This is a genomic window from Isoptericola sp. MSGPD8_1_ISO-PGPR-S23-394, from assembly GCF_058072785.1.
In genome coordinates this window covers 985,505-997,326 of the sequence record NZ_CM176517.1, presented here as the reverse complement: position 1 = coordinate 997,326, position 11,822 = coordinate 985,505, and the positions used below count along the sequence as shown (strand labels likewise).

Annotated in this window: 10 protein-coding genes; 5 read left to right on the top strand and 5 right to left on the bottom strand. The window is 73.7% G+C overall.

The window, feature by feature from the left end; translation table 11 throughout:
• Positions 1-30: 30 nt before the first annotated feature.
• Positions 31-366, bottom strand: coding sequence for a WhiB family transcriptional regulator (locus AC3RJ8_RS04440; RefSeq protein WP_489714732.1), 336 nt, complete (start codon positions 364-366; stop codon positions 31-33).
• A gap of 200 nt (positions 367-566) precedes the next feature.
• Between AC3RJ8_RS04440 and AC3RJ8_RS04435 the strand changes: the two genes are divergently transcribed.
• Positions 567-1,310 (top strand): TIGR03089 family protein, encoded by a 744-nt coding sequence (locus tag AC3RJ8_RS04435; RefSeq protein WP_489714731.1) that lies wholly within the window; start codon positions 567-569, stop codon positions 1,308-1,310.
• A 30-nt stretch (positions 1,311-1,340) separates the two neighbouring features.
• Here the strand turns inward: AC3RJ8_RS04435 and AC3RJ8_RS04430 are convergent, their stop codons facing one another.
• Positions 1,341-2,654, bottom strand: coding sequence for a UDP-glucose dehydrogenase family protein (locus tag AC3RJ8_RS04430; RefSeq protein ID WP_489714730.1), 1,314 nt, complete (start codon positions 2,652-2,654; stop codon positions 1,341-1,343).
• A gap of 171 nt (positions 2,655-2,825) precedes the next feature.
• Between AC3RJ8_RS04430 and AC3RJ8_RS04425 the strand changes: the two genes are divergently transcribed.
• The 3 genes from AC3RJ8_RS04425 to AC3RJ8_RS04415 all read left to right on the top strand — a co-directional run bounded on the left by AC3RJ8_RS04425 (position 2,826) and on the right by AC3RJ8_RS04415 (position 7,863).
• Entirely contained in the window at positions 2,826-5,003 is a 2,178-nt protein-coding gene (locus AC3RJ8_RS04425) for an N-acetylmuramoyl-L-alanine amidase (RefSeq protein WP_489714729.1), read from the top strand.
• 75 nt (positions 5,004-5,078) lie between these two features.
• Complete coding sequence (locus tag AC3RJ8_RS04420) at positions 5,079-6,455, top strand: LCP family protein (RefSeq protein ID WP_489714728.1); 1,377 nt, start codon at positions 5,079-5,081, stop codon at positions 6,453-6,455.
• A 4-nt stretch (positions 6,456-6,459) separates the two neighbouring features.
• A complete protein-coding gene (locus AC3RJ8_RS04415; RefSeq protein WP_489714727.1) occupies positions 6,460-7,863 on the top strand; it encodes an LCP family protein in 1,404 nt (467 codons plus the stop codon).
• A gap of 190 nt (positions 7,864-8,053) precedes the next feature.
• Here AC3RJ8_RS04415 and purE read toward each other — a convergent pair whose 3' ends face one another.
• Positions 8,054-8,599, bottom strand: a complete 546-nt coding sequence (gene purE, locus AC3RJ8_RS04410) for a 5-(carboxyamino)imidazole ribonucleotide mutase (protein WP_489714726.1) — start codon at positions 8,597-8,599, stop codon at positions 8,054-8,056.
• Entirely contained in the window at positions 8,599-9,834 is a 1,236-nt protein-coding gene (locus AC3RJ8_RS04405) for a 5-(carboxyamino)imidazole ribonucleotide synthase (RefSeq protein WP_489714725.1), read from the bottom strand. The genes purE and AC3RJ8_RS04405 overlap by 1 nt, the downstream gene beginning before the upstream one ends.
• A gap of 40 nt (positions 9,835-9,874) precedes the next feature.
• Here AC3RJ8_RS04405 and AC3RJ8_RS04400 point away from each other — a divergent pair, with 40 nt between their 5' ends.
• Positions 9,875-10,354 (top strand): GtrA family protein, encoded by a 480-nt coding sequence (locus tag AC3RJ8_RS04400; protein WP_489714724.1) that lies wholly within the window; start codon positions 9,875-9,877, stop codon positions 10,352-10,354.
• A 126-nt stretch (positions 10,355-10,480) separates the two neighbouring features.
• Here AC3RJ8_RS04400 and AC3RJ8_RS04395 read toward each other — a convergent pair whose 3' ends face one another.
• Positions 10,481-11,821, bottom strand: a complete 1,341-nt coding sequence (locus tag AC3RJ8_RS04395) for an ATP-binding protein (RefSeq protein WP_489714723.1) — start codon at positions 11,819-11,821, stop codon at positions 10,481-10,483.
• Between the last annotated feature and the right edge of the window lies 1 nt (position 11,822).

The following is an 11,822-nucleotide window of genomic DNA, read 5'->3' as shown; positions in this document are numbered from 1 at the left end:
GCGAACGAGGCGGACCGCGTGGGATATCCGTCAGACGGCGCGCCGCTTGAGCTTGCGGCGCTCCCGTTCCGACAGCCCGCCCCAGATGCCGAAGCGCTCGTCGTTCTCGAGGGCGTAGTCCAGACACTCGGACCGGACCTCGCAGGAGGCGCAGACCTTCTTGGCTTCGCGCGTGGACCCGCCCTTCTCGGGGAAGAAAGCCTCCGGGTCGGTCTGGGCGCACAGCGCTCGTTCCTGCCACCCCAGCAGGGTCTCGTCGTCCTCGACGACCTCCTGCCCGAACAGCGGCAGGACCGGTGCGACCCGGTCCGGCTCGCTCGTCACGTCAGACGGGAAGACCTCGTCCCCGTCGAGCAAGTTCCACATGGCGTGCCCCTCCATGCCGTTCTGTCGGAAACTGCATACCTGGAATTACACGCGTGTCTTTCCGGGTCGTCAAGCCGAAATGTGCTAAGTCGCCAAACTGCACCGCGTGTTCACAACTGTCTGAGGTCGAGTTGAGGTGATTCTCCACCGCCGGGGGGCACGCGAGGCCTGGTCACGGCCCTGCTCGTAGGCTGGGGCCCGTGAGCACCGCACCCACCACCGTCACCGACCTCCTCGACCGCCTCACGGCCACCGGCGGGCGCCCCGCACTGACCTGGTACGGCGACGACGGCGAGCGCATCGAGCTGTCCGGCGCCGTCCTGGGCAACTGGGTCGCCAAGACCGTGAACCTGCTCGTCGAGGAGTTCGACGCCGGGCCGGGCACCACCGTCGTCGTCGACCTTCCCGTCGGGTGGCGCCAGACCGTGTGGTCGCTCGCGGCGGCGCGCTGCGGCGCGGAGGTGACCCTGGAGGAACCGGGCGGGCCGGGGACGCCCGGCGAGCAGGACGCCGCCGACGTCGTCGTCACCTCCCGGCCCGGGGCCTGGACCGGCACGACCGCCGAGCTCGTCGCGGTCGCCCTGCCCGCGCTGGCCCGCCGGTTCGACGGCGATCTCCCGGCCGACGCGATCGACGCGGCCGCGGCCGTCATGACCTACGGCGACGCCATCGGCCTCGACCCGGTCGCCGGACGCGCACCGTCGCTGACCGTGCTGCCCGTCGTGCCCGCCGGTGACGCCGGGACCAGCGCCGGCGCACCGGGCGGCGGTCGCACGCTCGTCCGCGGCGACCGCGACGTCGCCACGGTGCTCGGCGAGACCCTCGACGTGTGGACGCGCGGCGGCTCCGTCGTCCTGACCTCCGCGGCCACCGCCCAGGAGCTCGCCGCCGACCCGGCGCGCCTCGAGCGCCTGGCCGCCACCGAGCAGATCACCCGTCCGTAGCCGCCGGCCGCCGCCGGCACCGGCGACCCGTCAGGCGCGGCCCAGCGCCCGGTAGCGCCATCCGGCGGCCTCCCACGCCGCCCGGTCGAGGGCGTTGCGGCCGTCGAGCACCGTCCGGTGGGCCACGAGCTCGCCCGCCCGCACCGGGTCGAGCGAGCGGAACTGCCGCCACTCGGTGAGCACCAGGACGACGTCGGCGCCCGCGAGCGCCACCTCGACGTCCTCGGTGCACGTCAGCTGCGGTGCGCGAGCCCGCGCCGTCGGGACCGCCTGCGGGTCGGTGACGACGACGTCGGCACCCGCGGCGTCGAGCCGGGCGGCGACGTCGAGGGCCGGCGAGTCGCGCACGTCGTCGCTCTCCGGCTTGAAGGCGGCACCCAGCACCGCCACGCGACGGCCGGCCACGGACCCGCCGAGCACCTCGGCCGTCAGCTCCACCATCCGCGCCCGACGGCGGTGGTTGATGCGGTCCACCTCGCCCAGGAAGGCCACCGCCTCCCCGGCACCCAGCTCGTCCGCACGGGCGGTGAACGCCCGGATGTCCTTGGGCAGGCAACCCCCGCCGAACCCGAGCCCGGCGTTGAGGAAGGCCCGTCCGATCCGCGCGTCGTGCCCGATCGCGTCCGCGAGCTGCGTCACGTCCCCGCCCGCGACCTCGCACAGCTCGGCCATCGCGTTGATGAACGAGATCTTCGTGGCCAGGAACGAGTTCGCCGCGACCTTCACGAGCTCGGCCGTCGGGTAGTCCGCCAGGATCCGGGGCACGCCCTCGGCCAGCGGGCCCGCGTAGACCTCGTCGAGCAGCGCCGTGGCGCGCTCCCCCGCCTCGCCGGTCGGCACGCCGTAGACGATCCGGTCCGGGTGCAGTGTGTCGTCCACCGCGTGCCCCTCGCGGAGGAACTCCGGGTTCCAGGCGAGCACGGCGTGCGGCTCCGCGGCGGTGACGACGGCGGCCAGCCGCTCCGCCGTGCCGACCGGGACCGTCGACTTGCCCACGACGACGTCGCCCGGCGCCAGGTGCGGCAGGAGGGAGGCCACGGCCGCGTCCACGAACCGCAGGTCCGCGGCCGGCGAGTCGGCCGACTGCGGGGTGCCCACGCACACGAAGTGCACCGAGCACCCGGCCACCGCGCCCACGTCGGTGCCCACCCGGAGGCGTCCGCCGCGCATGACGTCGGCCAGCAGCGCGTCGAACCCGGGCTCGTAGAACGGCGCCTTGCCGAGCGCCAGGGCCGCGACCTTCTCGGCGTCGACGTCGACGCCCACGACGTCGTGGCCGGCCGCCGCGAGCGCCGCGGCGTGGACGGCGCCGAGATAGCCCAGCCCGATCACCGAGATCCGCATGATCGCGAGTCTAGGGACGCCGGACGCCGCCGGGGAGAGGCGGGGGCGAATCCGAGGTGGCCCGGAGATGAAATCTCGCGGCGCGGGCCGCGTGGTCCGACATGCCGCCTGGATCCTGATCCGCCCGTTGTCGCCCTGCGCAACAGCTCGAGCGACCGTAGCGTGCCCGGTGTGACACGCGCCACCCTCTCTCGGAGCCGTACCGTCCTCGCGTCCGGCGTCGCCGGGCTCCTGACGTTCGCCCTGGCCGTCCCGCCGGGCGCCCAGGCCGATCCGCTGGTCGCCGGTGCTCCCGTCCAGCAGGACGCCGCGGGGGTGGCCGCCGACCAGGAGGCTCCCGAGGAGGCGGACGACCCGACCGACGGTGCCGCCCGACCCGTCGCGCCCGACGCCGAGGAGGCCGAGTTCGCCCCGGCCGAGGGCGACGCGGCGCGAGTCCAGGAGCCGTCGCCGACCGTCGACGCCGACGCCGACGAGGAAGCTCCCGAGGACGCTGACGGCGAGGAGCCCGAGGACGCCGCCCCGCTGGTCACCCCCGGCACCGTGGAGCCGCAGGTCGCGACCGCCGACGCAACCGGGTTCGCCGTCGTGGGCGTCACCTGGAGCGGGGACGTCGCCGAGGACGCCCTCGTCGTCGAGGTGCGCACCAGCGAGCACCCGGACGCCCCCGACGACGCCGACGACGGCTGGGACGCCTGGGAGGAGGTCTCCGCGGAGCCGTCGCCCGACGGGACGCTCGACGGGACCGAACCGGTCGTCGTCGGCGACGTCGCCCGCGTCCAGGCACGCGTCACCGGTTCCGCCCCGGTCCGCGACCTCACGCTGACCGTCGTCGACCCGGGAACCTCCAGCGCCGACGACGACGTGCCCACCCCGCCCCAGGGCACCTCGCCCGGGGGGACCGCCGTCGCGGCCGCCGCCGTGCCGGACCGGCCCACGATCTCCTCGCGCAAGGCCTGGGGCGCCGACGAGTCGATCATGACGTGGAAGACCCGCCAGGGAACGATCCGCGGGGCGGCCATCCACCACACCGCCGGCACCAACAGCTACTCGAAGTCCGACGTGCCGCGCATCATCCGCGGGATCTACGCCTACCACGCCCAGGCCCGGGACTGGGGCGACATCGGCTACAACTTCGTCGTCGACAAGTTCGGCCGTGTCTGGGAGGGCCGGGCCGGGGGCATCACCCGCCAGACCATCGGCGGGCACGCCCGGGGGTACAACACCAACTCCACCGGCATCTCCGTGCTCGGCGACTACGACAAGACCACCGTCTCCAGCGCGGCCGTGACCGCCGTCGTCGAGGTGGCCGCCTGGAAGCTCGCCCTGCACGGCGTGCCCGCCACCGGCTCGACCACCATCAACGGCACCCGCGAGCAGCGCATCTTCGGGCACCGGGACGTCGCCGCGACCGCCTGCCCCGGGCGCACCCTCTACGCGAAGATGGGCGAGATCCGCCGTCGGGCCGACACCCTGCAGGACCGGGCCGCGGCGTCCCAGGCGCCGAAGGTCGCCGACGGCACGTTCGTCGAGAACCCCAACGGCAACCTCGCGATGGTCGAGAAGGGCCGCAAGCACGTCGCCTACTGCTCCGTGGTCGAGGAGTTCGGGGCCAGCTGCCACCGGGCCACGAAGGTGACCAGGGAGCAGTGGAAGGCGCTCGTGCCCGGAGGCCGACTGCAACGCACCGTCAAGACGACGGACGGACGGCTGTACCGGATCGTCAACGGCAAGAAGCGCGAAGCGTTCGACATGAGGTCGCTCGAACGGGTGAACAAGAAGACCAAGGTCGTCACCATGCACGCGAACGCCCTGAGGGACCTGCGCTACGGCAGCCCGATCGTGCGCGCCGGGGTGGTCGTGGTGAACCGGAGCAACGGCAACCACCGGCTCGTGGTGAAGGGTCGCAAGCACGGGTACCTGGGTTCCGCGCTGCGTGAGCGCACGCCGCTGAAGTACGTCGAGCGCGGACGGCTCGACGGCGAGAGCGTGTCCCGCATCCCCAAGGTCACGAAGACGACGGGCGTCATCAAGCGCTCGAACGGCCGGCAGTTCCTGCTGACGACCCGCGGACTGCTGTGGATCGACGACACGGGTCGCCTGCGGTCGTCCGCCAAGACCCAGAGCTGGGGCACGCTGCCCATGGAGGCGGTCCCGCGGATCAAGGGCAAGCCCGACGTCGTGGTCCTCAAGGTGCGCAACAAGAGCCAGCTCTACGTCCTGCGTGACGGGATGCTCCGGCCCGTGTCGAAGGCGCGCGCCCGGCAGATCAACGGCGGCACGACGCCCCGGGTCCATGTCATCCTCAAGCTCACGAAGCAACAGCTCCCCGTCGGTTCACGGCTCTGACCCTCACAGGACCTCTACCTCATCGGACCCGCGCGACCCCAGGACCGACGGTCGGGGCATCTATGCTCACCTCTTGTGAACCACACGCCAGCCCGCCACGTCGCCCCGCGGCAGGCCCCGTCCCGGGGGCCCGCGCACGCGAGGTCGCTGCGACGGCACTCGGTGGTCCGCGCGGTCGGGATGGTGGCGACCGCGGTCGTCGCCTTCGCGGGCGTCGGCGCCGCGACGGCCGCCGTCACGCTCACCGGCAACATCCGGACCGTCGACGCCGACGCCGCACTCGGGACCGACCGTCCCGAGGTGGTCGCGCCCGAGGACCCGTCCGCCGGCTCACCGCTGAACATCCTGCTGCTGGGCTCGGACTCCCGCGGCGGTGACAACGCCGACGTCGTCGGCGACGGCGTGTCCGGCGCGCGGTCCGACACCACGATGGTCATGCACCTCTCGGCCGACCGCTCGCGCGTCGAGCTGATGTCCATCCCCCGTGACACCACGATCGACGTGCCGGCCTGCCCGACGTCCTCCGGCGGCGAGACCGCGCCGATGTACGGCGTGAAGTTCAACGCCGCCTTCGCGCAGGGCGTCATGACCGGCGGCGACGTCGAGTCGGGCGCGCTGTGCACGATGAAGACGTTCGAGACGATCTCCGACGTGTTCGTGGACGGGTTCATCGTCGTGGACTTCGCCGGGTTCGAGAACATGATCGAGTCGCTCGGCGGCGTCGAGATGTGCATCCCGAACGACATCTCCTCCAAGAAGGCGGACAACCTGGTGCTCGAGGCCGGTGTCCAGACGCTCGACGGCGAGACCGCCCTGAAGTACGCCCGCGCCCGGACCGGCGAAGGTCTCGGCGACGGCTCGGACATCGGCCGCATCGGCCGCCAGCAGGAGCTCATGGCAGCCCTCGCCCGCACGGTGCTGGGCCAGAACCTGCTAACCGACTCGCCGCAGCTCCTGCAGTTCCTCGGAGCCGTGACCGGCTCGCTGACGATGAGCAGCAACCTGGGCTCGATGCAGGGACTCGCCGGGCTCGCGTACAGCGCGCGCAACGTGCGACCTGACAACATCGCCTTCATGACGGTCCCGTGGCAGTACGACCCGTCGAACCCGAACAACGTGGTCCTCACCGAGGAGGCCACGACGGTTTTCGACAACCTGAGGAACGACCGTCCCCTCAGCGACGTGATCGAGGAGCCGGAGGACGAGACGAGCGAGGACGGCAGCGGCGCCGACGACGCGGGCGAGGACGGAGCGGACAAGACCTCCGAGGAGAAGTCCGCCGCCGAGGACGAGACCGCCGAGGACGAGACCGAGAAGCCGGCCACGGACGAGACCGAGAATTCCGCCGCCGAGGACGACGCGTCCGCGGAGGAGGAGCCGGAGCCCGCCGAGACCCGTGAGGCCGGCGAGGAAGCCTTCACCGGCGCCGACGTGACCTCGGTCTGCGGGTGATCGCATGACGGACGAACGACGGATCCCACCGAGCTTCACGCCCACCGGCGGCCGGGACTCGCGGCCCCAGCAGACGGGTGACGCCATCTCCGTGGGCGGCCCCGCGTCCGCCCAGCCCCGGCCGGGAGGCCGGGTGGGGCGACGCGACGACGCCGTGCCGATGGAGCCCCGCGAGCCGCGGGTGCGCCGCCAGTCGTCCCGGGAGATCCCCGTGACACCGCCGCAGCGGCGCTCGGCCGCCCCGACACGCCCGCCGCAGTCCTACGCACCCGCGGTGGGCAGCTCCCGCACCACCCGGGCGTCCCGGCCCGCGACGCCAACCCCGGCGGGCGACTCCGGCACCCGGGTGATGCCCGCCCGGCAACGGTCCGGCGCCGCCCCGCCCGCCACGCACGGGGCGGGCGGCTCCGGCGGGTCCTCGGGTCGTCGCGCCGCAACGGCCGCACCCGGCAGCGGGTCCGGCGGCATCCGGGTGCGCAAGGGCCGGGTCGCCGGCCTGGCGTTCCTGCTCGTGCTGGTCCTGCTCCTCGCCTGGCCGATCGGCCTGGTCATCTGGGCCGACGGCCAGATCCAGCACACCGACGCCCTCTCCGACGCCGAGGGCACGGCCGGGACGACCTACCTGCTCGCCGGGTCCGACGCCCGCGGCTCGGGCGGCGTCGACGACGAGACCTCCGGTGCCCGCACCGACACGATCATGGTGCTGCACAAGCCGCAGAGCGGCCCCGCCGCGCTGATCTCCATCCCTCGCGACACCTACGCCGAGATCCCGGGCAACGGCATGAGCAAGATCAACGCCGCCTACGCCTGGGGCGGCGCGCCCCTGCTGGTCGAGACGGTCGAGGGGCTGACCGGACTCACGGTCGACCACTACGCCGAGGTCGGCTTCGGCAGCCTCGAGGAGATCGTCGACGCCGTCGGCGGTGTCGAGCTGTGCCTGGACTACGACGTGGACGACCCGAAGTCCGAGCTGGTCTGGGAGGCCGGGTGCCACCAGGCCGACGGCGCGACGGCGCTCGCGTTCTCGCGGATGCGCTACTCCGACCCGCAGGGCGACATCGGCCGCGCCGAGCGCCAGCAGCAGGTGATCGCCGCCATCGCCGACACGGCGGTGCAGCCGAGCGTGCTCGCCAACCCGCTCGACCAGGTGCAGCTCGTCGGGGCCGGGACGGACGCCCTGGTCGTCGACGAGAGCACCGGGATCATCGACCTCGGCAGGCTCGCCCTCGCCTTCAAGGCCGCGACGGGCCCCGACGGCGTCACGGGCACCCCGCCGATCGCCGACCCGGGCTACAACCCCGGCAACGGCGTCGGCTCGACCGTGCTCCTCTCCGAGGACGCCGACCAGTTCTGGGTCGACGTGCGCGACGGCGAGCTGGAGCCCGGCTCGACCGTCGGCGGCCTCTGACCGCGAGGTAGCGCACCACGGCACGAGGTAGCGCAGGAGACCGCGAGGTAGCGCACCCGGAGGGCTCGCGCTAGCTCGGCAGGTCGAGCGCTACCTCGCGCGACCGAGCGCTACCTCGCGCGACCGAACGCTACCTCGCGCGACCGAACGCTACCTCGCGCGACCGAACGCTACCTCGGCAGGTCGAGCGCTACCTCGTCGTGAAGCCGGTGGACGCAGCGCCACGCCGGCTCGCACGCAGGCGCTCGCCCTTGGCGTGCGCGACGTCGCGCAGCTCCGCCTGGAACGCCACCATGCGTTCCCGCAGCGCCAGCGACGCCGCGTCGGTGCCGGCGCCCAGGATCTGCGCGGCGAGCAGCCCGGCGTTGCGGGCACCACCGATCGAGACCGTCGCGACCGGCACACCGGCCGGCATCTGCACGATCGACAGCAGGGAGTCCATCCCGTCGAGGTGCTTGAGGGGGACCGGCACGCCGATCACGGGCAGCGGGGTCACCGCCGCGAGCATCCCCGGCAGGTGCGCCGCTCCCCCGGCTCCGGCGACGATCACCCGGATCCCGCGGTCCGCGGCCTCGCGGCCGTAGTCGATCATCTCCGTCGGCATCCGGTGCGCGGACACGACGTCCACCTCGCTGGGGACCCCCAGCTCGTCGAGGGCCTCCGCCGCGGCCTGCATGACCGGCCAGTCGGAGTCGGACCCCATGACGATCCCGACGGCGGGCTCGTTGTCGCTCATCAGTTCTCCTCGATCCTCTCGCCGCGCAGCAGCGCCGCCGCGGCCAGCGCCCGGCGGCGGACCTCGTCCAGGTCGTCACCGCTCACGTTCACGTGGCCCAGCTTGCGGCCCGGGCGGATGCCCTTGCCGTACAGGTTGACGCGCGCCTCCGGGAACCGCGCGCCGAGCTCCGGCAGCGCGTCCGTCAGCCGACCGAGCGTGGAACCGAGCACGTTGGCCATGACGGTCCAGCGCGCCGTCGGCTCCGTGGCGCCGAGCGGCAGGTCGAGCACCGCCCGCAGGTGCTGCTCGAACTGGCTCGTCACCGCGCCGTCGATGGTCCAGTGGCCGGAGTTGTGCGGGCGCATCGCGAGCTCGTTGACCAGCACCTCCGGGCCGGCGTCGCCGCCCGGGACCTCGAACATCTCGACGGCGAGGACGCCGGTGACGTCGAGGCCCTCGGCGACCCGGACGGCCACGGCGCGCGCCCGCTCGGCCAGCGCGGGATCGAGCGCGGGCGCCGGAGCGATCACCTCGGCGCACACGCCGTCGCGCTGGACCGACTCCACCACCGGCCAGGTGCGTACCTCGCCGGAGGGGCGACGCGCCACCAGCACGGCGAGCTCACGGGTGAACGGCACCTTGTCCTCGACGAGCAGCTCCGGGCCGCCGGCGACGTGCGCGGCGACCCAGTCGTCCGCCTCGGCGGCCGTGGCGACCACCCGCACGCCCTTGCCGTCGTAACCGCCGCGCGCGGTCTTCACCACCGCCTCGCCGCCCGGCGCCGCACGCAGGAACTCCGTCAGCGCCTCGCGGGCCGCGTCCGGGTCCGCGGGCAGCGCCGCCCAGCGGGGGCACGGAGCCCCCAGCGCGGTGAGCCGACGGCGCATGACGATCTTGTCCTGCGCCTGCACGAGGGCGGCCGGCCCCGGCCGCACCGGCGTGCCGGCGTCGGCCAGCTCGGTGAGCAGCGCGTTCGGCACGTGCTCGTGCTCGAAGGTGAGGACGTCCGCCGCAGGGCGCCCGTCCGCCGGGGCCACCAGCGCACGGATCGCGGCGTCGTCGGACGCGTCGCCCACCGGGGCGTCCACGACGACCTGGGCGGCCGCCGTCGTCGGGTCCTCGACGAGCACGCGCAGGTGCACGCCGAGCTCGGCAGCGGGCGGGGCCATCATGCGGGCGAGCTGGCCGCCGCCGACGACGGCGACCACGGGCGGGACGGAGGCACTGGCGCGGCCACTGGCTGGGGATGTCACGGACGTCGAGGATACCGGCCGGGCCGATAGGGTGGCCCGCATGTCTCGCCCTCCGGCCCCGGCCGTCCCGGTCCGGTGGCCCACCCGGCTGGTCGTCGGTGCGTGGGGCCGCCGTGGCGAGCTCCTGCGGTTCGGGTCCGTCGGCGCCCTGGCGTTCGTGGTGGACCTGGCCGTGTTCAACCTCATGCTGCACGGGCCGGTCGACGTCCTGGCGCACAAACCGATCACGGTGCGGGTCATCGCCGCGGCCGTCGCGACGCTCGTCGCCTGGATCGGCAACCGCTACTGGACCTTCGCCGCCCGGCGCACCCGGCGCCGAGGACGCGAGCTCCTGGAGTTCGCGGCGGTGAACGTCGGCGGGCTGGCGATCTCCGCCGGGTGCCTGGCCGTGTCCCGCTACGTGCTGGGCCTCGACTCGCCGCTCGCCGACAACGTGGCCGCGAACGGCGTCGGGCTCGTGCTGAGCACCGCGTTCCGCTATGTGATGTACCGCGCCGTCGTCTTCCGCGGCGACGACTGACCCCGTGCTGTGGGTAGGAGATCTACCGTCCGCGCGCATCCAGACTCGTCGTTCTCATACCCACAACGAGGGGGGCGGGTCGGCCTTCAGCACCTTCGCCCGGCCGAACCTGCACTGCGCTCCGGTTCAGCCTTCGTGGTGGTGGAGCCAGCCACGACGGCGGCCGCGCGACGAGATCGTCGACCCCGGCGGCAGGACCACGCTCGGGTCGAGGGCCCGGGGCACCCCCACGAGGAAGATGCGGAACACCGGGGGCCGGCGCTGCGCGAGCTCGAGACGCCCACCGTCCGCGGCCACCAGGTCCCGTGCCAGCGCCAGCCCCAGCCCGGTGCTGCCGCCCGTCGTCGCACCCCGCTCGAAGATCCGGGGAGCGATCTCGTCCGGGACGCCCGGGCCCTCGTCCGACACCTCCAGCGCCACGGCCCCCTTGGGGCCGGACGGCTTGGACCGGACCGTCGTGGTGCCGTCGCCGTACTTCAGCGAGTTCTCCAGGAGGGTGGCGATGACCTGCGCCAGCGCGCCCGGTGTCGCCAGGACGCGGTGCTCCGGGGCGACGTCCACCACGAGCACCCGGCCCGCCGTGCGGAACGTCTCCGCCCACTCCTCCTCCTGCTGGTGCACGACGTCGAGCAGCGTGACCGCCTCGGTGGTCCCCCCGGTCGACCGGCGGGACGTCGAGAGCAGGTCGTCGACCACCGTGACCAGCCGCTCCACCTGCTCCAGCGAGACCCTCGCCTCCTCGACGACGCCGTCCTCGCCACTGGTCAGCATGATCTCCTCGAGCCGCATCGTCAGGGCGGTCAGCGGGGTGCGGAGCTGGTGGGAGGCGTCCTGCGCGAACTGCCGCTCGGCGGCCAGGCCGGCGAGCCGGTCGGCGCTGCGAGCCAGCTCCGCCGCGACGAGGTCGATCTCCTCGACCCCCGAGGGTTCCAGGCTCGGTCGGACCTGACCGGACCCCAGCTGCTCCGCCGAGGCCGCCAGGTAGACCAGCGGCGCGGAGAGCCTGTTCGCCTGCCACACCGCCATCGCGACCCCCGCGGCGATCGCCACGACCCCCGCCACGACGACGAGGGCGACGATCTGGGCCGCCTTGATGTAGGCGCCCCAGGCCGACACCTCGAAGGACACCGACGCCCGCTCGGTGGTCTGCACCGCGAGGAAGAGGGTCGGCTCCCGCAGCTCGCCGCCGTAGGTGAGCTGCTCGCCGTCGGGCAGGCTCACCGTGATGCGCGCGGGCAGGTCGCCGTCACGCCCCTCGGCGGCGCGCTGGAGCTGCTCGTCCGTGGGGCTCTCGCCGCGCTCGACCGCACGGTCGACGGTTCGCGCGAACGTGTCGAGCCGGTCGGAGAGCCGCCGCTCCTCGGTGGCGATGACGTACTGCGCGCCGAAGATGCCCAGGGGGACGCCGAGCAGGACGACGGCGACGGCGACCGCCGAGATCGTCGCCAGCAGGACGCGACGGCGCACC

Coding starts and splice junctions, on each gene's coding strand:
- AC3RJ8_RS04440 (WP_489714732.1), bottom strand. CDS start 366: ATGTGGAACTTGCTCGACGGGGACGAGGTCTTCCCGTCTGACGTGACG.
- AC3RJ8_RS04430 (WP_489714730.1), bottom strand. CDS start 2,654: ATGCGGATCTCGGTGATCGGGCTGGGCTATCTCGGCGCCGTCCACGCC.
- AC3RJ8_RS04415 (WP_489714727.1), top strand. CDS start 6,460: ATGACGGACGAACGACGGATCCCACCGAGCTTCACGCCCACCGGCGGC.
- purE (WP_489714726.1), bottom strand. CDS start 8,599: ATGAGCGACAACGAGCCCGCCGTCGGGATCGTCATGGGGTCCGACTCC.
- AC3RJ8_RS04400 (WP_489714724.1), top strand. CDS start 9,875: ATGTCTCGCCCTCCGGCCCCGGCCGTCCCGGTCCGGTGGCCCACCCGG.